Origin of the sequence: Zoogloea sp., from assembly GCF_030157465.1 — a bacterium.
Classification (GTDB): domain Bacteria; phylum Pseudomonadota; class Gammaproteobacteria; order Burkholderiales; family Rhodocyclaceae; genus Zoogloea.
In genome coordinates, this window is sequence record NZ_JAOAUU010000046.1 from 1 (window position 1) to 21,342 (window position 21,342).

Consider the following 21,342-nt stretch of genomic DNA (forward strand, 5'->3'; position numbering starts at 1 on the left):
TTTTCCTTGCGAGTGGTTCCTGCTTCTAAACAGTCACTTGCAGAACATGTTATCCAGCATCCCGATGTTATGCGGCAGAACTGTCGCCCTAAAACAAAGTTAGGCCCCACGCAAACGTACTCGCGCTTCATCTACGAACCTTCCTACCTTTTCACCCAACATGGCTACAAAGTCAGTCCAGTCCCTTGTCGAAGATGTCCGACTTCTCAGCGAAACCAACTACGGGATCGTCGAGGCCGTCCGTGCCCTGGTGAAGAAGACATTCAAAGGCGCGTCCGAAGAGGTCAAGTACGGGGGAATCCTGTTCTCTTCAGGGGTCCAGTTCTGTGGTGTCTTCGCGTACAAAGAGCATGTATCCGTCGAGTTCGGAAGCGGAGCCAAGATCAAAGACGATCTCGGCTATCTTGAAGGCTCAGGCAAGGGTCGGCGTCACTTGAAGCTCAAAGCCGTTGATGAAATCAAGAGCAAGAAGCTCGCAGAGTACCTTCTCCTTGCTCACAAAGCGGCGAGTGAGGCCTAACCATTCATTCGAGCCGACGCCTAACGGCGCGGCTCAATTCAAACGTTAGACCTCACAACGCCCTATATGAACAACAACCGCTCTGTCTCAGCTGCAATCGGTGAATATCTCGTTCTTGGCGAACTGCTAAAAAGGAACATTGAGGCTTATCTCGCTCACGGTGAAACGCAAAAGGGATGGGACGTAGTAATCGTCACAAACGAGAGCACAAAGCGCGTTCAAGTCAAGACCATTGACTGGCCAAACCAGCTCGCGGTCAACGGAAACTTTGCGGGAGGGTTCGACTACTTGGTCGTTGTGCTACTTGATAGGTTGAACCCTCGAAGCCGATTCTTTGTGTTTGAGCACGGAGAACTTGATGTTCTTCTCTCCGCACCGAACATGCTAAGGACAGGCGGCAAACGAACGCTGACAATGAGTCAGAAGTCCATGGACTCGCGCGTAAAGCAGCACGAAGACAACTGGAAAATTCTGCAACCGCCTCCCACAGAGTCAAAACAAGAAGTCCTTCATGCAGGCTCAGAGAATGAGGTCTAACCCTTCCATCGAGAGGACGTCCCAAAGGCTGCGCCCTTGTGCCGCCTCTCATGTCAAACGTTAGACCTCACAACGCCCTATATGAACAACAACCGCTCTGTCTCAGCTGCAATCGGTGAATATCTCGTTCTTGGCGAACTGCTAAAAAGGAACATTGAGGCTTATCTCGCTCACGGTGAAACGCAAAAGGGATGGGACGTAGTAATCGTCACAAACGAGAGCACAAAGCGCGTTCAAGTCAAGACCATTGACTGGCCAAACCAGCTCGCGGTCAACGGAAACTTTGCGGGAGGGTTCGACTACTTGGTCGTTGTGCTACTTGATAGGTTGAACCCTCGAAGCCGATTCTTTGTGTTTGAGCACGGAGAACTTGATGTTCTTCTCTCCGCACCGAACATGCTAAGGACAGGCGGCAAACGAACGCTGACAATGAGTCAGAAGTCCATGGACTCGCGCGTAAAGCAGCACGAAGACAACTGGAAAATTCTGCAACCGCCTCCCACAGAGTCAAAACAAGAAGTCCTTCATGCAGGCTCAGAGAATGAGGTCTAACCCTTCCATCGAGAGGACGTCCCAAAGGCTGCGCCCTTGTGCCGCCTCTCATGTCAAACGTTAGGCATTACCACTACTTTGGATATTTCCATGAACAACAGCCAACTAGAGAATAGTGTAGCCGAGACAATTAGAAGCTTACTGCTTCCTTATCTTGAGAATTTTCACAATTATCGCATCGACGCATTCCCTGGAGAGGTTGTGGTCAAGGGGCAGGTTGATGACAAAGAAACATCAAGAACTCTTGTTCTAAAGGTTCTAATCAATCACAACGACAAGCAGATTTTAATTCCCAATATATTTATGCCCGAATTCATGAGACACCATGGAATTGGCAAAAGGGCTATATCAATGATTCTTGGAGTAGCAGAGAGTCACGGATACGATCTTTTTATCGTTGACCTCGTTAGAAGCTTCTACGATAGGTTGGTCAAGCGCGGGGCTATCGTTTGCGAGGAAAACGAAGTTGTTTTGATCACGAGAGAAACAGACCTCTCCCACAACTATGCCTAACCCTACGCTCAAGCGGGACTGCGCAAAAGCGCGCAGCCCCTTAGCTCCACGTTAGGCGGCACAACATTCGACTACGCTGGCGATGCTCAACATTGAAAGACAAGGACTGGGTATTTCATGGGCGACCGAAAAGTACTCTTTGATGTTCAGATGGAACTGCTGAACGCAGAATTGAAGTCAATTGATGGCGCCATTAGGCAGCACGACCTAATTGCTCTGTCCGTCAAGAACTGGGCCGTCGTAACTTGGACCGCAAGTTTAGGCTTCTCCCTCAAAGAGTATGAACTACAACCATTCATCGGGTACACGGCTGTGATTCCTCTCGTATTCTGGTTCGTAGATGGCTCATTCCGCAGGATACAGCGAACATTCATTGCAAGAGTAGAGCAGATTTCAGAGTATTTAAACTCTCCAGATTTCAAAATTGCCGCTATCACGAGTAGCCCAATTTCAATCCCATTACTGAACATGCGCCACCGAACCAAGCGGTTCAAAGACTCCCTGCTTGGCACAATGTGCTTTCGATCCGTTTCACTCCTATACTTGGGCCTAGCGCTTTGCAGCATTGCGGCCTGGGCGGTGAAACGATAGGACCCCTAAGCCGTGCCGCCTAACCATTCGCTCAACCGGACCCATTGCGGCATGCGGCTAAAGCCCCGCCATTTCATTCTGGGCCTTTAGCCACACACCGCAACGGTCCGGTTAGCTCAAACGTTGGGGGCCATAGGAACCACCATGAACGAGATTGACGTTCTGAAGAAGATTGCGTCGAACCTCACTGAGCGCAAGAATTCCGCTGCGCTCAGTAACTATCGTGTTCTTTGCAGCAATATCGCATTCTTGAACAGAGCTTTCGCGACTGCCGCTGGCACGCTGCGCAGCTTGCATATCCAAATTGAGTCGTCCCTCACGAACGATTCACATCTGAATCCGCAGTACAAGTCCGGCACTGATCTGAATGCGTTTGTCCCAATAGTCAGCCGGCTCCAACTCAACAGCTTTTCTGTCTTCGAGAAGCTTGCTGCGCTTACGGGGCCAGATGAACGGGCGCACATTACGCTGGAAAGCGTGTCGGCGCTTTCAAGAGGCTTCGACGACTATAACGATCTCGTTACTGCGACCCGACAGTACATAGACAGCATCGTCGCTGATTCCTACCAGCTATGTCTGCTTGATCCAAAGTCGTTCAATTATCACGTCCTCGTATCCCTCAACAGCTTTAGCAAGTACGCGACCAAGTCCCTGGCTCATGCATTGTTCAATGTCGAGGTCGAAAGCGCCCTGAACGAGTTTGGAACCATCAAATTCAAGGATTGGGCAAAGTCTCACATCACTGAATGCAATCACAGCACTTTCGCTCAGAAGGTCGATTTCCTTTTCTCAGTCCTCGGTGCGCCATCCGACCCAGATCTGCCGGACGATCTAAAAAACCTATTCAAGTTCTCCTCTGAGTTCACTCACATTGGGTACATATCTACCTTCTTCACGTCCACGGCTGGCGCGGAGGTTATCTTCGGCGACGAAGACGGGCCATATCTACCGAGCACGGAAAACTTCAGTGAGTTGAAGTACGAAATACTCGAAACTGCATGCAAGGCTTTACTAGCCACGTACATTCCAAGCCTCGTCAAATGCTTGGAAAAACTGATGCTGAAATCTCAGGCAGACAGATTTTCCGCGTTACTGCACCAAAACGCCGCTGCGCTTTCTGATGCGATTGCCACTCGTAACTCCAAGTACTTCTTCTTCATCAAAACCGGCTTGATCGGTTCAAGTTCATCAATTCCACTCACATGTATGTGCGGCGAAACAAGAACGTGGGTTTCCCCGCATGCGACAACAGACCTTTATTGCACTTCCTGCGGTAGTTCGTTCCAACTGCTTGAAGTCGATGGAGATGGTGGTTACATAATCACAAGCAACGGCCCAGCCAAAATCATCGGCGCCAATGTCCCGGACTTTCACGATTTACCAATGGATGAACAGATAAAGCTACTGAAGCAGTGCGAAGAAGCCGCCAAGAGCGCACATGGCCCCCAACTCGGCGGTCAACCGGACGCTGCGCCATAAAGCGGCGCAGCGCCGGTTAGCTCTACGTTAGCCGTCATGACCCGACCTCTGCGCCTCCGGTTGCTCCGACTATTCATATTGCTTGCGGGCACCGCTTGTGCTGCGCTGATCCTTACACTCAGTATCAATGGTTGGCGGTACGCCGACAACACTCCAGTTTCAATTGCACAGTGCGTGTTCTTGTTCGTGGTATCGGGGTTGTCCTTGCTGGGCATCGCCGCGAGTGCATTCGCGTCTGATTTGCTTCGCGCGTCGCGAACGTTGCGTGTGCTGTTCGTTTGTCCGGCGGCCATGTTCCCGCTGAATGACTTGTTCCCGATATTCGTGGGTGAAGAGTGGAGTGTTCATCTCATTTCGGCCCTCGCCATTTCCGCCGTCGTAGCTTCAATCGTTGCCACGGCAGTTGCGTCATCGTGGCTGCCAAAATTTGTAGGGGTGACAGAAGATGCCGACGGCTAACCCTACAGTTCAAGTTCAAGTAGGTCGGGTTAGCGCAGCGTAACCCGACATTCCCCATGCAATATCAACGCGCCATTGTTCCCGGTGGCATTTTTTTCTTCACCCTTATGATGGCTCGTCGCCGACCTTCTCTGGCTTTGGATGGAGCATCGATGTTCGGCCGCTTTGTGAAAGCCGGCGTTTATGCGTCGGATTGGAGGCGCGATTCAATGTGCTTTGAAAGCGTTGGGCATGCGTAGGGCTGATGATGCGATGTCGGGTTACGCTGCGCTAACCCGACCTACGGAACTGCTGCTCACATAGCTGTTCGGTGCGCTGCCGACCCTTGGTAAAATTGCCGCTCAACCCTGCTGTCCCGATCCTGCCGACGCGTAATTTCAAAGACGACCATGAATGATCCGACACCCCGCTGGTGCTACCGCTTTGACAACTACCGCCGCGCCTTCGGCTTGCTGCGGGAGGCCATGGAGCAGGAGCGGCCGCTTACTCAGTTGGAAAAAGAGGGGGTGATTCAGCGTTTTGAATACACCATGGAACTGGCATGGAAGAGCATGAAGGACTACCTGGAAAGCGAAGGGGTGGTGCTGGAGCCGGTGACTCCGCGTAACGTCATCCGCAAGGCTTTTGAGGCGGGGGTCATCCGGCGCGGAGAGGCCTGGCAGGCGGCGCTGGATGCACGCAACAGCATGTCTCACACCTACAACATCGCGGCCTTCGAGCGGGTGATCGCTGATATTCGTAGCACTTACCTTGCGGCGTTTGATGAGCTTTACGAGTTTCTGATGATTCGTCGTCTGGATGTAGACGCGCCGTGATGAACTCCACCATTCAGCCGGCGGCGGATCGGTTTGGCCTGACGCCTTCTCAGCGGCAGCAGGTGGCCCTGATCCTTGAAACGCTTGCGGATCGTATCGAGCGGGTTGCGGTGTTTGGTTCCCGGGCCGAAGACCGCTATCGCACCAACTCGGATCTGGATCTGGTGCTGTACGGCAGTGTCAGTGAAGCCGATTGCGATCGATTGTGGACGCTGTTTCAGGACAGTGCTTTGCCCTTTTCCGTGGATGTGAAGAGTTACGAGCGCATCGACTACGCGCCCTTGCGTGCCCACATCGACGCGGCAGCCCGTGCATGGCTGGTACGTTCAGGTTTGGTCTTGCAGGAAGTTGTCGAGTGAGTCGAGCTTCAACGCGACCTTTACCGCGACAAAACACCCCCCAAAAACAAGCGGCCCGAAGGCCGCTTGAAACATCGCTACAACACGCTTTTTGAAGAGATTTACTTCTTCTTGACCGGCGGAATGTCGGTGCAGCTGCCGTGGGCTACTTCGGCGGCCATGCCGACGGTTTCGCCGAGGGTGGGGTGGGGGTGGATGGTTTTGCCGATATCCACTGCGTCCGCGCCCATTTCGATGGCGAGGCACACTTCGCCGATCATGTCGCCGGCCGACGGGCCGACGATGGTGCCGCCGATGACCCGGTGGGTTTCGGCGTCGAAGATCAGCTTGGTGAAGCCGTAGTCGGCGCCGTTGGCGATGGCGCGGCCGCTGGCTGCCCAGGGGAACTTGGCGGTTTCCACCTTTTTGCCTTCGGCCTTGGCCTGGGCTTCGGTGTAGCCAACCCATGCGACTTCCGGATGGGTGTAGGCCACGCCGGGGATCACGGTGGCGTCGAAAGCCGACTTGTGACCGGCTGCGACTTCCGCCGCCACGTGGGCTTCATGCACTGCCTTGTGGGCCAGCATGGGCTGGCCGACCACGTCGCCGATGGCGAAGATGTGGGGCACGTTGGTGCGCATCTGGGCATCGACCGGGATGAAGCCGCGGTCGGTGACGGCCACGCCGGCTTTGTCGGCGGCGATCTTGTTGCCGTTGGGCGCGCGGCCCGCCGACTGCAGGATCATGTCGTACTTGACCGGTTCCGGCGAAACGCCCTCACCTTCGAAGGTGACGTAGAGGCCGTCTTCCCTGGCATCCACGGCGACCGTCTTGGTCTTCAGCATGATCTTGTCGAAACGGCTGGCGTTCTGCTTTTCCCACACCTTGACGGCGTCACGGTCGGGGCCTTGCATCAGGCCGTCCATCATTTCCACCACGTCGACGCGGGCGCCGAGGGTGGAATAGACGGTGGCCATTTCGAGGCCGATGATGCCGCCGCCGATGACCAGCATCTTTTGCGGCACGAAGCGTAGCTCGAGCGCGCCGGTGGAGTCGACGATGCGCGGGTCGCGCGGGATGAAGGGCAGATGCACCGCGGCGCTGCCGGCAGCGATGATGCACTGTTTGAACTTCACCACTTTCTTGGCGCCGGTTTTTTCCTGGCTGGTGCCGGTGGTTTCTTCGACTTCGATGTGATTCGGGTCGAGGAAGTGGCCGTAGCCACGGATGATGTCCACCTTGCGGCCCTTGGCCATGCCGGCGAGGCCGCCGGTGAGCTTGCCGACGACTTTATCTTTGTGGGCGCGCAGGGCGTCCACGTCGACGCTGGGCTTGGCGAAGCTGATGCCGGCGGTGGAGACGTGGCTGGCTTCGTCGATCACCTCGGCCACGTGCAGCAGGGCCTTGGACGGAATGCAGCCCACGTTCAGGCACACGCCGCCCAGGGTGGCGTAGCGTTCGATGATGGCTGTCTTGAGGCCCAGATCCGCCGCCCGGAAAGCGGCCGAGTAGCCGCCGGGGCCGGCGCCGAGCACGATCAGGTCGTACTCGACATCGGCTGCGCCGGCGTGGCTGGCTGCCGCTGGTGCGGCAATGGCGGCAGCGGGTGCCGCCGCGGGGGCCGGGGCTGCTGCTGCCGGTGCTGCAGCGGCGCCGGCGTCGGATGTTTCGACGACGATCAGCACCTTGCCTTCGGCAACCCGGTCGCCCAGGGCAACCCGGACTTCCTTGATGATGCCGGTGGCGGACGAGGGCACGTCCATCGTGGCCTTGTCGGATTCGAGGGTGGCGATGGCGTCTTCAGCCTTGATGCTGTCGCCAACCTTCACGAACAGCTCGATGACCGGGACGTCGGCGAAATCGCCGATGTCCGGAACCTTCACTTCAATCATGCTCATGGCGGTCTCCTTAGAGCATGACCCGACGGAAGTCGGCCAGCAGTTGGGCGAGGTACACGTTGAAGCGGGTGGCCAGCGCGCCGTCGATCACGCGGTGGTCTGCGGTGAGCGACATGGGCAGGGTGAGGCGCGGCACGAAAGCCTTGCCGTCCCACACCGGCTTCATCACCGATTTGTTGACCCCCAGAATGGCCACTTCAGGTGCATTGACGATGGGCGCGAAGTAGGTGCCGCCGATGCCGCCAAGGCTCGAAATGGTGAAGCAGGCGCCGGACATGTCGGCCGGCTTGAGCTTCCCGTCGCGGGCCAGCTTGGCCAGCGAGCCGGATTCGGCGGCAATCTCGAAGACGCTCTTGGTGTCGGCATTCTTGATCACCGGCACGACGAGGCCGTTGGGCGTATCGGCGGCGAAGGCGATGTTGAAGTACTTCTTGTAGACGAGGTTGTCACCGTCGAGCGAGGTGTTGAACTCGGGGAACTCCTGGAGCGCGCGCACCGAGGCCTTGATGATGAAGGCGAGCATGGTCAGCTTCTTGCCCGACTTCTCGTATTCCTTGTTCATCAGGACGCGGAAGGCTTCCAGGTCGGTGATGTCGGCGTCTTCGTGGTACGTGACGGCCGGGATCATCGCCCAGTTGCGGGCCAGGTTCTGGCCGGAGATTTTCTTGATGCGGCTGAGCGGCTTGACGTCGACTTCGCCGAACTTCGAGAAATCCACCTTGGGCCACGGCAGCAGGTCGAGCCCGCCACCCAGGCTGCCGACGGCAGCCGCTGCGACGGTTTTGCCGGGGACTACGCCGGTGCTCATGGCGCCCTTGATGAAGCCGGTGACGTCTTCCTTGAGGATGCGGTTCTTGGGGCCGGTGGCCTTGACCTGGCCGAGATCGACACCCAGCTCGCGGGCAAAGGCGCGCACTGACGGGCTGGCGTGAACCGAGCCGCCCAGCTTGACCGCCGACGGGGCGGACGGCAGCGGAATCGGCACGACCAGAACCGGCGGTGTGGGCGCAGGTGCGCCATCGGCCAGCGAAACGTTGGGGCCGGCGGCGGGGGCCGGCGCAGCGGCCGGTGCTGCAGCAACGGCGCCCGCGGCCTCGACACGGATCAGCACCGCGCCTTCGGAAACCGTGTCACCCACCTTGACCAGCACTTCCTTCACCACGCCGGTGGCGGATGAGGGCACGTCCATGGTGGCCTTGTCGGATTCGAGGGTGGCGATGGCGTCTTCCGCCTTGATGCTGTCGCCAACCTTTACGAACAGTTCGATGATGGGCACGGCGTCGAAATCGCCGATGTCCGGCACCTTGACATCCACCACGCCACCGGCGGCAGCAGCCGGAGCTGCTGCAACAGGCGCTGCGGCGGGCGCAGGGGCAGCCACCGGGGCCGGTGCCGCAGCGGCCGGAGCGGGGGCAGGTGCAACAGCGGCCGCGCCGGCGGCTTCGACGCGGATCAGCACGGAGCCTTCGGCAACCTTGTCGCCCAGATTGACCAGCACTTCCTTGACCACGCCGGCCACCGACGAGGGCACGTCCATGGTGGCCTTGTCGGATTCCAGCATTGCGATGGCGTCGTCCACCTTGATGGTGTCGCCGACCTTCACGAACAATTCGATGACCGGAACCTGGTCGAAATCACCAATGTCCGGGACTTTGACTTCAATGAGTTGGCTCATGTTTGCAGTCTCCTCGGCGCTCAGACAGACATGGGGTTCGGCTTGGACGGGTCAAGTTCGTACTTGACCAGCGCAGCGGCGACGATCTCGCGACCGATCTTGCCTTCGTCGGCCAGGGCCTTGAGGGCTGCCAGCGTGACCCAGCGACGATCCACTTCGAAGAAGTGCCGCAGTGCCTCGCGGGTGTCGGAGCGGCCAAAGCCGTCGGTGCCCAGCGTGACGTAGCTGCCTTTGACAAACGGGCGGATCTGCTCGGCGAACAGCTTGATGTAGTCGGTGGCGGCAACAACGGGGCCCACGGCGCCTTCGAGCTTCTGCTCGACGTGCGATTTTTTGGGCGCCTCGAGCGGGTGGAGCATGTTCCAGCGGGCAGCGTCCTGGCCATCGCGCACCAGTTCGTTGAAGCTCGGGCAGCCCCAGATGTCGGCTTCGACACCCCAGTCGTTCTTGAGCAGGTCGGCGGCGGCGATCACTTCGTTGAAGATCGTGCCGGAGCCCAGCAGCTGGACGCGCACGTCACCGGCGCCGCCCTTACGGAAGGCGTACATCCCCTTGATGATGTCGGACTCGGCACCCACGGGCATTTCCGGGTGTTCGTAGTTCTCGTTCATCACGGTGATGTAGTAGTAGATGTCTTCCTGCTCGGCGAACATGCGGCGCATGCCGTCCTGCACGACCACGGCGACTTCGTACTGGAAGGTCGGGTCGTAGGAGATGCAGTTGGGGATCATGTTGGCCATCAGCTGGCTGTGGCCGTCCTCGTGCTGCAGGCCTTCGCCGTTCAGCGTGGTGCGGCCGGCGGTGCCGCCGATCAGGAAGCCGCGGGTGCGCTGGTCGGCAGCCGCCCAGCACAGGTCCATGGTGCGCTGCAGGCCGAACATCGAATAGAAGATGTAGAACGGGATCATCTGCACGCCGTGCACGCTGTAGGCGGTGCCGGCAGCGATCCAGTCGGCCATGGCGCCGGCTTCGTTGATGCCTTCCTGAAGCACCTGGCCGGTGACGCTTTCCTTGTAGAACATGAGCTGGTCATGGTCTTCGGGAACGTAGTTCTGGCCTTGCTGGTTCCAGATGCCGTACTGGCGGAACATGCCTTCCATGCCGAAGGTGCGGGATTCGTCCGGCACGATCGGAACGATGTTCTTGCCGATCTGCTTGTCCTTGAGCAGGGTGTTCATGATGCGCACGATGGCCATCGTGGTGGACAGCTCGCGGCCGGTGCCGGACGCCTTCAGCAGCGCGCCAAAGGTTTCGAGGGACGGCACTTCGAGTGCGGCCGCCTTGCGACGGCGGCTCGGCAGGAAACCGCCCAGCGCCATGCGGCGTTCGCGCATGTATTTGAACTCGGCGGAATCTTCCGGGAAGCGCAGGTAGGGCAGCTCGGCGAGCTGGTCGTCGGGCACCGGCAGGCCGAAGCGGTCGCGGAAGCGACGGATCGAGTCGAGGTCGAGCTTCTTTTGCTGGTGGGAGGTGTTCATCGCCTCGCCGGCCTGGCCCATGCCGAAGCCCTTGATGGTCTTGGCGAGGATCAGCGTGGGCTGGCCCTTGTGGGTGACGGCGGCGTTGTAGGCGGTGAAGATCTTGAAGATGTCATGGCCGCCGCGGTTGAGGTTCCACACCTCGTCGTCGGTCCAGTCGGCCACCAGCTCGCGAAGTTCGGGCGTGTTGAAGAAGTTCTCGCGAACGTAGGCGCCGTCCTTGGCCTTGAAGGTCTGATATTCGCCGTCGCACAGCTCCATCATCCGCTTCTTCATGATGCCCTTCTTGTCGCGGGCGAAGAGGGCGTCCCAGTGGGTGCCCCAGATCAGCTTGATGACGTTCCAGCCGGCGCCGCGGAACTCGGCTTCGAGTTCCTGGATGATCTTGCCGTTGCCACGCACCGGGCCGTCGAGGCGCTGGAGGTTGCAGTTGATGACGAAGATCAGGTTGTCGAGCTTCTCGCGACCGGCCATGCCGATGGCGCCGAGGGATTCGACTTCATCCGTTTCGCCGTCGCCCAGGAAGGCCCACACCTTGCGCTGCTCGGCCTTGGTGGCGTCGATGAGGCTGCGGCTGGCGAGGTATTTCATGAAGCGCGCGGAGTAGATCGCGCACAGGGGGCCAAGGCCCATCGACACGGTGGGGAACTGCCAGAAATCCGGCATCAGCCACGGGTGCGGATAGGACGAGATGCCCTTGCCGCCGGTTTCCTGGCGGAAGTGGTCCATCTGTTCGTCGGTCAGGCGGCCGAGCATGTAGGCGCGGGAGTAAACACCGGGCACCGAATGGCCCTGGAAGTAGATCAGGTCGCCACCGGTTTCGTGGTCGACGCTCTTCCAGAAATGCGAGAAACCCACGTCATAGAGGGCTGCGGCCGACGCGAACGAGGCAATGTGGCCACCCACGTTGGTGTGCTTGTTGGCACGCACGACCATGGCCATGGCGTTCCAGCGGATGTAGGAATGGAGCTTGATCTCCATGTCCGGATCGCCCGGGTAGCGGGGCTGCTGGTCGGCGGGAATGGTGTTGATGTACTGGGTGGTGGCCGAGTAGGGAAGGTCTATGCCTTCTTCGCGGCCCGCCTCGATGAGCTTTTCGATCAGGAAGTGGGCACGGTCGGTGCCTTCCTGAGCGACGACTCCGGACAGGGCGTCCAGCCATTCTTTGGTTTCCTGGGCATCAACATCCGCCCGTACATTCTGCGTGTTCGCGGCCATGGTTTTGTCTCCTCATGACTTGCGGGTTGTGGATTGCTGCCGTGGATAACGGCAGCGGGGCTTCACTGCAAACCTGCGCGGTGCCGGATCACGGCTCCTGATTTTTCACAATATAAAACCAATTATCACATCGTGCAATACGTGATGTCCGTATTCCACGACATTTGCAGATGTTTTTTCTGCCGCAGCGCGCATGACGAACCGGCCTGCAGGCGCGCCAGAGCGCATCCTGCCTGCAAGGCGGAATGCCATGCGGCAACGGCCGGCCACGCCCAAAGGGCATAGGCCGGCGATTTTTCGTTCGACGGGAGCAGGTAAAAAAAACGGCCGGGGGTGAGGGGGGGAGGGAGAAAACCCCCGGCCGCTTGCGGAAAGCGATATTCCGCGGCGGGATCATTTGTGCTGCGCGTCCCGCTTGCGGTCTTCATCGTAGGCGAAGACCACGTGTCTGTTGCGTACTTCCCCGATGACCAGGATGCGTGTGCTGTCTATCGCTTCGTGGTCGGTTCTGGAGAAGGGTCGATCATAAACCATGACGATCCCTTCCACCCGCTCTTGCAGGGCTTCCAGCGCGTTGCGCAGTGCGGGGCCGTCGGTTCTCTTTGCCTGGCGGATCGCCGCGGCGAGAAGAAGCATCGAATCGTAGCCCTGGGCTGCCGCCGGTGCGACCGGAATCCGCTCCACGCCAAAACTTTTGCGGTACTTGTCGATGAAGGCCTGGCGGGCCGGCGTGTTGCCCTCCTGGATGAAGGTTTGCGGCATTCGCGTGCCTTCGGCGTTGGGGCCGGCGTTGTCGATGAAGTTGGGCATGTTGAGCGCCCAGCTGCCCACCAGCGGCACCTTCCAGCCAAGGCGTACCATGCCATTGGCCAGGTGGGCCAGCTCCGGGCCAAGGCCGTAGGTGAGGATCGCCTCGGCGCCGGAGGCGCGGGCGCGGGCCAGTTGCGGCGTCATGTCCACATCGCGGATGTTGAAGCGCTCGACCGCCACCGGCTTGATGCCGTGCCGCTCAAGCGCCCGCTCCAGGTCTTCGCGGCCGAGCTGACCGTAGTTGGTGCTGTCGTGAAGGATGGCCAGCTTGCGAAGGTGACGGCGCACCACCACTTCCTCGACGATCATGGCTGCCTGGAGGCTGTCCGGCGCCGACACGCGGAAGATGTAGTTGTCGGGGTATTGCGGCGGCAGGAACTGCCTGGTGATGATGGAACCCGTGGCCACCGAGGTGATCATCGGCACGTGCGCCTGCTGGTAGAAAAGCTGGCTTGCCAGTGCCACGCCGGTGTTGACGATGCCAAGGCCGGCGACGATCTTCTCGCGGTTGATCAGCTCTTGTGCCACCTGCGCGCCGCGCTCGGGTCGCGCCTCGTCGTCCCGTTCGATAAGGCGGAGCGGCCGCCCGAGAATGCCGCCGGCCGCGTTGATTTCCTGGGCGGCGAGCCGGATGCCGTCCCGCATCGAAAGCCCCATCGGGCTCGACCCGCCGGTAAACGGGCCGGACACGCCGATCCGGATCGGCTCGATGGCTCCGACGCCTGTCGTCAGCAGGCCCTGCGCCAAAAGCGCAAATGCCGCAAACCTCGCAACCGACGCCAACCTGCGCACGCATTGAAGCAAGGGTGTCTCTCCCGCCTGTCATTATTATCTTGGCCGATGCTGCCCGGGGATGATACTGCACCCTGGTCCCCGGCCAAGTCACGCGTATTCCGCGGAAATCCGCGTGCCCGGCCTTGCTGCACTGCGGGCGATTGGCGATGATCGGGACGCGGCCGGAAGGAGCTTCCGAGCCCCGCCGGTCGATCGCACGTGCCGGGGCGCGGTGATCATGTCCCTTTTCAGTCTTTCGTTAGGGTAACTCCTGATGCCTCATCGCCCTTTCCGCCAGCACGATGTACGGGAGATGCCAAACAAGAACAACATGACCGCTCCCCGCGCACCCCAGGCCAGCTGGTACTGGTCTGCCCCCTATTTTGCCGTGCTGGTCTTTTCGCTGGTCATGCTGGTGCTGGTGTGGATTCTCCAGCGCCAGGAGAGCGAGACCCAGCGCAATGCACTGGCCCGCGACGTGCAATGGGCCGAGCAGACCATGCGGCTGCACATGCAGGGCACCGAGGAGTTCCTCGGCCAGATGGCCCGCGAACTGGCGGGCGGCACGCTGGATGGCGACGCATTCCAGGTGCGGGCCAACCAGCACATCGCCAACAACCCCGAGCTGGTCAACCTGGTGTGGGTGGCCGCCGACCAGAAGGTGAAATGGACGGCGCCCTTCGACACCACGGACTGGCTGGTCGGCGATGCGCTGTCGGTGGTGCAGGCCGTGGTGCTGAGCCGCGCCCGCGACCTGGGCCGCCCGGTGTATGGCGAGGCCTATGTCAACGCCCGCAACATGGCGGTGCTGGAGGTGTACATGCCGGTCCAGCACGGGCGCACGCCGCTGGGGGCGGTCGTGGCGGTGTATTCCATCGAGCGGATGGTGACCCATCTGGTGCCGAGCTGGTTTGGCGAGAAATACCGGCTGGCCTTCACCGGCGCCCGTGGTGAGCCGCTGGCGATGAATTCGGGCGTGCGTCAGATAGACGAGAGCCTGGATTTTTCGGTGCCGCTCGACCCGCCCGGCAACGGCCTCTTCCTGCAGGCCACGGCCTATCACACCGACAGCGAGCTGCCCAAGGGTTTTCCGATCGCGGTGATCGTCGGGCTGTCGTTCTTCGTGCTGTGGAGCCTGTGGCTGCTGCGGGCTCACACGCTGCGCCGGGTAAGGGTGGAGAAGGAGCGCGACCGGCTCTTCAACCTTTCCCTCGACATGCTGGCCATTCTTGGCCCCGAGGGGGTGTTCCGGCGCTGCAACCCGGCCTTCGAGCGCATCCTCGGCTATCCGCTGGCGGAATTGCCCGGCCGGCCGATGCTCGATTTCATCCACGCCGACGATGTGGCCGACACCATCGAGCATCTGCGCAGCCTGGCTTCCGGCACGCCGGGTTCCTTTGAGAACCGTTGCCGCTGTGCGGATGGCAGTTACCGCTGGCTGGCCTGGAGCGTCAATTCGGTGCCCGAAGAAAAGCTGATGTACGCCGTCGCCCATGACATCACCGGGCGCAAGGCGGCGGAAGAGGCGCTGCACGACGAATACGCCTTCCGCCAGTCGATGGAGGAATCGCTCGTCACCGGCCTTCGGGCCATCGACCTGACGGGGCAGATCATCTATGTAAACCCGGCCTTCTGCCGCATGACCGGCTGGTCGCGGGATGAACTGCTTGGCACCCGGCCGCCGTTTCTGTACTGGCCGCTCGACGAAGTCGACACCCTGCAACGCAACCTGGAGCTGACCCTCAACGGCAGCGCACCGTCCACCGGCTTCGAGATGCGCATCCGGCGCAAGAACGGCAGCGGCCTCGACACCCGCTTCTACCTGTCGCCGCTGATCGACGGGGAAGGGCGGCAAACCGGCTGGATGGCGTCGATCACCGACATCACCGAGCCCAAGCGCGTGCGCGCCGAACTGGAGACCGCCCACGAGCGTTTCGTGGCGGTGCTCGATGGCCTGGATGCGGCGGTTTATGTGGCCGATGCCGCCAACGATGAAATCCTCTTTGCCAACCGGGCCTTCAAGAGCATTTACGGTTTTGATGCCGTTGGCCGCCGCGTGGGCACCTTCGGCCTGCCGACTCCGCCCGACACGCTGTGGTATGACGTGGACCCGCGTCGCCTGACGCCCGAGCACGTGCCCCGCGAGCTCTACGATGGCGAGCTGCAGCACGTTCTCTCCGGGCGCTGGTATCACATCCGCGAGCGGGCCACCCGCTGGGTGGACGGCCGCGTCGTGCGCATGGCGATCGCCACCGACATCACCGACCGCAAGCGCGTCGACGAAGAAAACCGCTCCCAGCAGGAGCGCCTGCAGCGCACTTCGCGCCTGATCACGATGGGCGAGATGGCCTCCACGCTGGCCCACGAGCTCAACCAGCCGCTGGCGGCCATTGCCAATTATTCGGCGGGCTGCGTCAATCGCCTGCAGTCGGGCGAGTACCGCCAGGAGGACATCCTCACGGCCATGCAAAAGGCCTCTGCCCAGGCGGAACGGGCCGGCAAGATCATCCGGCGGGTGCGCGAATTCGTGAAGAAAAGCGAGCCGCGCCGACATGCCGTATCGCTGGCGGGGGTGGTGGACGACGCCATCGGCTTTGTCGAGATCGACGCCCGTCGCCACGCGGCGCAGGTGGTGAGCCAGATTCCGGCCGACCTGCCGCCGGTGTTTGCCGACGCGGTGATGATCGAGCAGGTGGTGCTCAACCTCGTCAAAAACGGCATCGAAGCCATGCGCGACACCCCGGCCGACGAGCGCATCCTGATCGTTTCAGCCCGGCGCATCGACATCAGCCAGGTGGAGGTGAGCGTTGCCGACCGCGGCCACGGCATCTCGGCCGAAGCGCTGGAAAAACTCTTCTCGCCGTTCTACACCACCAAGGCCGAGGGCATGGGCATGGGGCTCAACATCTGCCGCTCCATCATCGAATTTCACGACGGCCGCCTGTGGGTGGACGCCAACCCCGCCGGAGGATGTATCTTCCGCTTCACGCTGCCTCTGGAGACCCTCAGTGAAACCGCAAGCCCCGACGCCTGAACAGATCATCTACCTCGTGGATGACGACGAAGCCCTGCGCGACTCCCTCGTCTGGCTGCTTGAATCCCAGGGCTTCAAGGTCGCCCCCTTTGTCTCGGCCGAAGACTTCCTGCGTGCCTGGCGCCCCGAGTTCAACGGCTGCCTGCTGCTCGACGTGCGCATGCCCGGCATGAGTGGGCTGGAGCTCCACGAGCGCCTCCGAGCCCAGTACTGCACGCTGCCGGTGATCTTCATCACCGGCCACGGCGACGTGCCGATGGCGGTGGCGGCGCTCAAGAAGGGCGCGGTCGATTTCATCGAAAAGCCCTTCAACGACACCGAACTGCTGCGCCTCGTCAGCCAGTGTCTCGTCAAGGAACAGGAAAGCCGCAGCCGCCGCCGGCAGGACGCAGAAGTGTCGCGCCGCCTCGACCAGCTGACCCAGCGCGAACGCGAAGTGCTCGATCTCATCATCGCCGGCAAGCTCAACAAGCAGATCGCCGACGTGCTTGGCATCAGCATCAAGACCGTTGAAGTTCACCGCGCCCGCGTGATGGAAAAAATGGCCGCCCATTCGCTGGCCGAGCTGGTGCAGAACGTGATGGCCATCGAGGGGCCGGCTCGCTAGGGTTTGTGTCCGGGGCCTTGTCCTGGCCCGGCACCCCTTGCGGATCTGCGGGATCGAGGATTCTCGCCTGCTTCAGCCCGCCGTCGGGGAAACGAAGCCTCGGGCGTGGTAAACTCCCCGGTTTTTCTTGAGGGGCACCGGCATGACGGCTCGCATTATCGATGGCAATGCGCTTTCCGCGAAACTGCGTGGAGAACTCGCTGCGAAGGCGGCTGCGCTGACGGCCCAGGGCACCCAGCCCTGCCTGGCGGTGGTTCTGGTGGGCGGCGATCCGGCCTCCGCCGTTTACGTGCGCAACAAGGTGGCCGGCTGCGAGAAGGCCGGCATCAAGTCCCTCAAGTTCGAGTACCCGCAAGATGCGGAACCCGCCGACGTGCTAGGCAAGATCGCCGAACTCAACGCCGACCCGTCGGTGCATGGCATCCTGGTCCAGCTGCCGCTGCCCCGGCACTTCGATGAAAAGCAGGTGCTCGAAGCCATTGCCGTTGAAAAGGACGTGGATGGTTTTCACGCCGAAAACGTCGGCCGCCTGTCGCAAGGCCAGGAAGCCTTCGTGCCCTGCACACCCAATGGCGTCATGGAAATGCTCAAGAGCATCGAGCTGCCCCTGCGCGGTGCCGAAGCCGTCGTCATCGGTCGCTCCAATATCGTCGGCAAGCCGATGGCCATGCTCCTCACCGCGGCCGGCGCCACGGTTACCGTGTGCCACTCGGGTACCCGTGATCTTGCTTTTCACACCCGCCGCGCCGACATCCTGGTGGCCGCCATCGGCAAGCCGAAGTTCGTGACCGGCGACATGGTCAAGCCCGGCTCCGTCGTCATCGACGTGGGCATCAACCGTCTGCCCGACGGCAAGCTGTGCGGTGATGTGGATTTCGAATCCACCAAGGCCGTCGCTGGCGCCATCACCCCGGTGCCTGGCGGCGTCGGCCCCATGACCATCACCATGCTGCTCGCCAATACCGTCGAGTCCGCAACCCGCGCTGCCCGGAAGGCCTGAACATGAGCGAGCAACAACCCGTCATCGGCATCGTCATGGGGTCCAACTCCGACTGGCCCACCATGCAGGCCGCCGCCAGGGTGCTGAAGGATTTCGGCGTGCCCTTTGAGGCCCGCGTCGTGTCCGCCCACCGCACCCCCGATCTGATGTTCGAATACGCCGAAGCCGCCCGTGACCGCGGCCTCCGCGCCATCATCGCCGGTGCCGGCGGTGCCGCCCACCTGCCGGGCATGATCGCTGCCAAGACCACCGTCCCGGTGCTCGGCGTGCCGGTCCAGTCCAAGGCGCTGTCGGGCAAGGATTCGCTGCTGTCCATCGTGCAGATGCCCAAGGGCATTCCGGTGGCCACCTTTGCCATCGGTGAAGCCGGTGCCGCCAATGCCGGCCTTTTTGCCGTCTCGCTGCTGGCGGCCACCGACCCGGCGCTCGCAGCCGCGCTCGACGCCTTCCGCGCCGCGCAGACCGCCAGCGTGCTGGCAATGACCCTCGACCCGGTCTGATTCCAGGATTGACGTGATGATTCTCCCGCCCGCCACCCTCGGCATGCTCGGCGGCGGCCAGCTCGGCCGCTTCTTCGTCGCCGCAGCCCACGAGATGGGCTACAAGGTCTGGGTGCTCGACCCCGATCCGCACAGCCCCGCCGGCCTCATCGCCGACCGTCACCTCAAGGCCGGCTACGATGATTTCGCGGCCCTCGATGCGCTGGCCGAAGCCTGTGCGGCGGTGACCACGGAGTTCGAGAACGTCCCCTCCGACACCCTCGACTACCTGGCCAAGTTCATTCCAGTGCGCCCCGGCGCAGCCGCGGTGGCGGTATGCCAGAACCGCATCGTCGAAAAGAGTTTCCTGCGCGACAACGGCCTGCCCCACGGCCCCTTCGCGGTCATCACGTCCGACGCCGACATCGCTGCAGCCGCTGACAACCTGTTTCCGGCCATCCTCAAGGTCGCGCGTTTCGGCTACGACGGCAAGGGCCAGGCCCGCGTCGCCAACGCGGCCGAAGCCCTTCATGCCTTCCACCAGTTCAAGGGCGAGCCCTGCGTGCTCGAGCAGATGCTCACCCTCGACTACGAAGTCTCGGTGGTGCTGGTGCGGGATGAGAGCGGCGCCGTGAAGTGCTTCCCGACCGTCGAAAACCGCCACACCGGCGGCATCCTCGACGTGTCCATCGCGCCTGCCCGTGCCTCTGCCTGCTTGCGCGATTCCGCGCAGGAGTACGCAGAACATATCGCCGGACGTCTTGGTTTCGTCGGCACGCTGGCGGTCGAATTCTTCGTGAGCCGCGGCGAGCTGATCGTCAACGAAATGGCACCGCGCCCCCACAACAGCGGCCACCACACCATCGACGCCTGTGTCACCAGTCAGTACGAGCAGCAGGTGCGCGCCCTGTGCGGCCTGCCGCTGGGCGAAGCGCGCCAGCACAGCGCCTCGGTGATGGTCAATCTGCTGGGCGAGCTGTGGTTTGAAGGCGGCGAGCCCCATGGCCGCTACCGTGAACCCGACTGGTCCATCCTGCACGCCGTGCCCGGCCTCAAGCTGCACCTCTACGGCAAGCACCATGCCCGCCACGGTCGCAAGATGGGGCACTTCACCGTGATCGGCGCCGAGCCGGCCGACGTGCTGGAAAAGGCCCTTGCTGCGCGTGCCGCCATCGGCATCCGCGACGAATAAGGCCCGGCAATGACCGACATCCAGCGCGCCGTCGCGCTGCTGCGCCAGGGCGAACTGGTCGCGCTGCCCACCGAAACCGTCTATGGCCTTGGCGCCGACGCCCTCAATCCGGATGCGGTGGCGAAAATCTTCGCCGCCAAGGGCAGGCCGTCGGATCACCCGCTGATCGTTCATCTGGCCGACGCCGAAGCGCTTACCGCCTGGGCGCGCGATATTCCGAAGGAGGCCATCGCGCTGGCCCGCGCCTTCTGGCCCGGCCCGCTCACCCTGATCCTCAAGAAAGAGGAAGGTGTGCCCGACATCGTCACCGGCGGTCAGGATACGGTGGGGCTGCGTGTGCCGAACCACCCCGTGGCGCTGCAGCTGCTGCGCGCCTTCGGCTCCGGCCTGGCCGCCCCGTCGGCCAACCGCTTCGGCCGTATCAGCCCCACCACCGCCGAACACGTGCGCCAGGAACTCGGCGACCGGGTGCCGTTGATTCTCGATGGCGGCCCCTGTCAGGTCGGTCTTGAATCCACCATCCTGGATCTGTCCCGCGAAGTGCCGGTCATCCTGCGTCCCGGCGCCATCGGTGCCGACGACATCGCCCGTGTCATCGGCCGCCGCCCGCGCCTGCGCGGCGAAGACGCTCAGGCCAGCACGGAGGCCGCTCCCCGTGTTTCCGGCGCGCTGGCTGCCCACTACGCGCCGCGCACGCCGCTTGAGCTCGTCAATGGCGCCAGCCTGGCGAGCTGCGTTCGCGAAGGCGACGCCGTGCTCGCCCGCGTCCCGCAGCCTGCCGGCCTGCCGGCAGATGTTCTCTGGATCGAAGCCCCGGCCGCTGCCGCCGCCTATGGCCACGACCTTTACGCCCGCCTGCGCGCGCTCGATTCCGCCGCGTTTCGCCGAATTCTCGTCGAAACCCCGCCCGGCGGTGCCGACTGGTCTGCCGTTATCGACCGCCTCGGCCGCGCGGCCGTTGGTTCCGGCGCCGACGAAGAAACCTGATTCGCGCGGCAGGGCTTTTCAGCACCGAAAACCGTCGCTATAATGCGCGGCTTACGTGGGCCGATAGCTCAGCTGGGAGAGCGCCGCGTTCGCAATGCGGAGGTCGTGAGTTCGATCCTCATTCGGTCCACCAAGAATTCGAAAATGCCCACGCGATAACTTCAGCGGCATTTTCAATCTGCAGTACCCCGTGGAGGGGTTCCCGAGCGGTCAAAGGGATCAGACTGTAAATCTGACGGCACTGCCTTCGAAGGTTCGAATCCTTCCCCCTCCACCACCTGAACAGCACGTAAAAAAGCCCTTGCCTGAGCAAGGGCTTTTTTATTGGCACTGACCCGTCCTGAAATAGGTTGACACTTTTTTGCCGCAGCAAGGAAGCGTCAATG

At 61.5% G+C, this 21,342-nt stretch carries 20 protein-coding genes and 2 tRNA genes; 17 read left to right on the forward strand and 5 right to left on the reverse strand.

What is annotated here, in order from left to right; genetic code table 11:
* Positions 1-160: 160 nt before the first annotated feature.
* The 9 genes from Q1W26_RS05155 to Q1W26_RS05195 all read left to right on the forward strand — a co-directional run bounded on the left by Q1W26_RS05155 (position 161) and on the right by Q1W26_RS05195 (position 5,825).
* Positions 161-520 (forward strand): DUF1801 domain-containing protein, encoded by a 360-nt coding sequence (locus tag Q1W26_RS05155; RefSeq protein WP_300436759.1) that lies wholly within the window; start codon positions 161-163, stop codon positions 518-520.
* A gap of 66 nt (positions 521-586) precedes the next feature.
* On the forward strand, positions 587-1,057 hold the full coding sequence (locus Q1W26_RS05160) for a hypothetical protein (protein WP_300436762.1): 471 nt from the start codon (positions 587-589) through the stop codon (positions 1,055-1,057).
* Between the two features lie 81 nt (positions 1,058-1,138).
* Positions 1,139-1,609, forward strand: a complete 471-nt coding sequence (locus Q1W26_RS05165; protein WP_300436762.1) for a hypothetical protein — start codon at positions 1,139-1,141, stop codon at positions 1,607-1,609.
* 90 nt (positions 1,610-1,699) lie between these two features.
* Entirely contained in the window at positions 1,700-2,122 is a 423-nt protein-coding gene (locus Q1W26_RS05170) for a hypothetical protein (RefSeq protein WP_300436764.1), read from the forward strand.
* A 735-nt stretch (positions 2,123-2,857) separates the two neighbouring features.
* Positions 2,858-4,192 (forward strand): hypothetical protein, encoded by a 1,335-nt coding sequence (locus Q1W26_RS05175; RefSeq protein ID WP_300436766.1) that lies wholly within the window; start codon positions 2,858-2,860, stop codon positions 4,190-4,192.
* Positions 4,193-4,228: 36 nt separating this feature from the next.
* The gene (locus Q1W26_RS05180; protein WP_300436769.1) at positions 4,229-4,651 is read left to right on the forward strand and encodes a hypothetical protein; all 423 of its coding nucleotides are present in this window, start codon (positions 4,229-4,231) and stop codon (positions 4,649-4,651) included.
* 56 nt (positions 4,652-4,707) lie between these two features.
* Positions 4,708-4,890: a hypothetical protein gene (locus tag Q1W26_RS05185; protein WP_300436772.1), complete on the forward strand. Its 183-nt coding sequence runs from the start codon at positions 4,708-4,710 to the stop codon at positions 4,888-4,890.
* Between the two features lie 150 nt (positions 4,891-5,040).
* The gene (locus tag Q1W26_RS05190; protein ID WP_300436774.1) at positions 5,041-5,466 is read left to right on the forward strand and encodes a nucleotidyltransferase substrate binding protein; all 426 of its coding nucleotides are present in this window, start codon (positions 5,041-5,043) and stop codon (positions 5,464-5,466) included.
* Positions 5,466-5,825, forward strand: a complete 360-nt coding sequence (locus tag Q1W26_RS05195; protein WP_300436777.1) for a nucleotidyltransferase domain-containing protein — start codon at positions 5,466-5,468, stop codon at positions 5,823-5,825. Before Q1W26_RS05190 ends, Q1W26_RS05195 begins: the two co-directional genes overlap by 1 nt.
* A 101-nt stretch (positions 5,826-5,926) precedes the next feature.
* Here Q1W26_RS05195 and lpdA read toward each other — a convergent pair whose 3' ends face one another.
* The 5 genes from lpdA to Q1W26_RS05220 all read right to left on the reverse strand — a co-directional run bounded on the left by lpdA (position 5,927) and on the right by Q1W26_RS05220 (position 13,630).
* The gene (gene lpdA, locus Q1W26_RS05200; protein WP_300436779.1) at positions 5,927-7,702 is read right to left on the reverse strand and encodes a dihydrolipoyl dehydrogenase; all 1,776 of its coding nucleotides are present in this window, start codon (positions 7,700-7,702) and stop codon (positions 5,927-5,929) included.
* Between the two features lie 10 nt (positions 7,703-7,712).
* Complete coding sequence (gene aceF, locus Q1W26_RS05205; RefSeq protein WP_300436781.1) at positions 7,713-9,377, reverse strand: dihydrolipoyllysine-residue acetyltransferase; 1,665 nt, start codon at positions 9,375-9,377, stop codon at positions 7,713-7,715.
* Positions 9,378-9,397: 20 nt separating this feature from the next.
* Positions 9,398-12,073 carry a pyruvate dehydrogenase (acetyl-transferring), homodimeric type gene (aceE, locus tag Q1W26_RS05210; RefSeq protein WP_300436783.1) on the reverse strand — a complete coding sequence of 892 codons (2,676 nt, stop codon included), beginning with the start codon at positions 12,071-12,073 and terminating at the stop codon, positions 9,398-9,400.
* Positions 12,074-12,198: 125 nt separating this feature from the next.
* The gene (locus Q1W26_RS05215) at positions 12,199-12,501 is read right to left on the reverse strand and encodes a hypothetical protein (protein WP_300436786.1); all 303 of its coding nucleotides are present in this window, start codon (positions 12,499-12,501) and stop codon (positions 12,199-12,201) included.
* Positions 12,467-13,630: an ABC transporter substrate-binding protein gene (locus Q1W26_RS05220; protein ID WP_300436788.1), complete on the reverse strand. Its 1,164-nt coding sequence runs from the start codon at positions 13,628-13,630 to the stop codon at positions 12,467-12,469. Before Q1W26_RS05220 ends, Q1W26_RS05215 begins: the two co-directional genes overlap by 35 nt.
* A gap of 358 nt (positions 13,631-13,988) precedes the next feature.
* Here Q1W26_RS05220 and Q1W26_RS05225 point away from each other — a divergent pair, with 358 nt between their 5' ends.
* From Q1W26_RS05225 to Q1W26_RS05260, 8 genes are all read left to right on the forward strand, one after another.
* Positions 13,989-16,691: a PAS domain S-box protein gene (locus Q1W26_RS05225; protein WP_300436791.1), complete on the forward strand. Its 2,703-nt coding sequence runs from the start codon at positions 13,989-13,991 to the stop codon at positions 16,689-16,691.
* The gene (locus Q1W26_RS05230; RefSeq protein WP_300436793.1) at positions 16,666-17,298 is read left to right on the forward strand and encodes a response regulator transcription factor; all 633 of its coding nucleotides are present in this window, start codon (positions 16,666-16,668) and stop codon (positions 17,296-17,298) included. The genes Q1W26_RS05225 and Q1W26_RS05230 overlap by 26 nt, the downstream gene beginning before the upstream one ends.
* A 142-nt stretch (positions 17,299-17,440) precedes the next feature.
* Entirely contained in the window at positions 17,441-18,298 is an 858-nt protein-coding gene (folD, locus tag Q1W26_RS05235; RefSeq protein WP_300436796.1) for a bifunctional methylenetetrahydrofolate dehydrogenase/methenyltetrahydrofolate cyclohydrolase FolD, read from the forward strand.
* 2 nt (positions 18,299-18,300) lie between these two features.
* Positions 18,301-18,798, forward strand: a complete 498-nt coding sequence (gene purE, locus Q1W26_RS05240) for a 5-(carboxyamino)imidazole ribonucleotide mutase (protein WP_300436799.1) — start codon at positions 18,301-18,303, stop codon at positions 18,796-18,798.
* Positions 18,799-18,814: 16 nt separating this feature from the next.
* On the forward strand, positions 18,815-19,969 hold the full coding sequence (locus Q1W26_RS05245; protein ID WP_300436801.1) for a 5-(carboxyamino)imidazole ribonucleotide synthase: 1,155 nt from the start codon (positions 18,815-18,817) through the stop codon (positions 19,967-19,969).
* 9 nt (positions 19,970-19,978) lie between these two features.
* A complete protein-coding gene (locus Q1W26_RS05250) occupies positions 19,979-20,956 on the forward strand; it encodes an L-threonylcarbamoyladenylate synthase (RefSeq protein WP_300436803.1) in 978 nt (325 codons plus the stop codon).
* Positions 20,957-21,013: 57 nt separating this feature from the next.
* Positions 21,014-21,089 (forward strand) — tRNA-Ala (locus Q1W26_RS05255).
* Positions 21,090-21,148: 59 nt separating this feature from the next.
* A tRNA-Tyr gene (locus Q1W26_RS05260) sits at positions 21,149-21,233 on the forward strand.
* Positions 21,234-21,342: the final 109 nt, after the last annotated feature.

Excerpts from the sequence above, each read along its gene's own strand:
- Q1W26_RS05155 (WP_300436759.1), top strand. The coding sequence starts at position 161 with ATGGCTACAAAGTCAGTCCAGTCCCTTGTCGAAGATGTCCGACTTCTC.
- Q1W26_RS05160 (WP_300436762.1), top strand. The coding sequence starts at position 587 with ATGAACAACAACCGCTCTGTCTCAGCTGCAATCGGTGAATATCTCGTT.
- Q1W26_RS05165 (WP_300436762.1), top strand. The coding sequence starts at position 1,139 with ATGAACAACAACCGCTCTGTCTCAGCTGCAATCGGTGAATATCTCGTT.
- Q1W26_RS05170 (WP_300436764.1), top strand. The coding sequence starts at position 1,700 with ATGAACAACAGCCAACTAGAGAATAGTGTAGCCGAGACAATTAGAAGC.
- Q1W26_RS05175 (WP_300436766.1), top strand. The coding sequence starts at position 2,858 with ATGAACGAGATTGACGTTCTGAAGAAGATTGCGTCGAACCTCACTGAG.
- Q1W26_RS05180 (WP_300436769.1), top strand. The coding sequence starts at position 4,229 with ATGACCCGACCTCTGCGCCTCCGGTTGCTCCGACTATTCATATTGCTT.
- Q1W26_RS05185 (WP_300436772.1), top strand. The coding sequence starts at position 4,708 with ATGCAATATCAACGCGCCATTGTTCCCGGTGGCATTTTTTTCTTCACC.
- Q1W26_RS05190 (WP_300436774.1), top strand. The coding sequence starts at position 5,041 with ATGAATGATCCGACACCCCGCTGGTGCTACCGCTTTGACAACTACCGC.
- Q1W26_RS05195 (WP_300436777.1), top strand. The coding sequence starts at position 5,466 with ATGAACTCCACCATTCAGCCGGCGGCGGATCGGTTTGGCCTGACGCCT.
- lpdA (WP_300436779.1), bottom strand. The coding sequence starts at position 7,702 with ATGAGCATGATTGAAGTGAAGGTTCCGGACATCGGCGATTTCGCCGAC.
- aceF (WP_300436781.1), bottom strand. The coding sequence starts at position 9,377 with ATGAGCCAACTCATTGAAGTCAAAGTCCCGGACATTGGTGATTTCGAC.
- aceE (WP_300436783.1), bottom strand. The coding sequence starts at position 12,073 with ATGGCCGCGAACACGCAGAATGTACGGGCGGATGTTGATGCCCAGGAA.
- Q1W26_RS05215 (WP_300436786.1), bottom strand. The coding sequence starts at position 12,501 with ATGAAGACCGCAAGCGGGACGCGCAGCACAAATGATCCCGCCGCGGAA.
- Q1W26_RS05225 (WP_300436791.1), top strand. The coding sequence starts at position 13,989 with ATGACCGCTCCCCGCGCACCCCAGGCCAGCTGGTACTGGTCTGCCCCC.
- folD (WP_300436796.1), top strand. The coding sequence starts at position 17,441 with ATGACGGCTCGCATTATCGATGGCAATGCGCTTTCCGCGAAACTGCGT.
- purE (WP_300436799.1), top strand. The coding sequence starts at position 18,301 with ATGAGCGAGCAACAACCCGTCATCGGCATCGTCATGGGGTCCAACTCC.
- Q1W26_RS05245 (WP_300436801.1), top strand. The coding sequence starts at position 18,815 with ATGATTCTCCCGCCCGCCACCCTCGGCATGCTCGGCGGCGGCCAGCTC.
- Q1W26_RS05250 (WP_300436803.1), top strand. The coding sequence starts at position 19,979 with ATGACCGACATCCAGCGCGCCGTCGCGCTGCTGCGCCAGGGCGAACTG.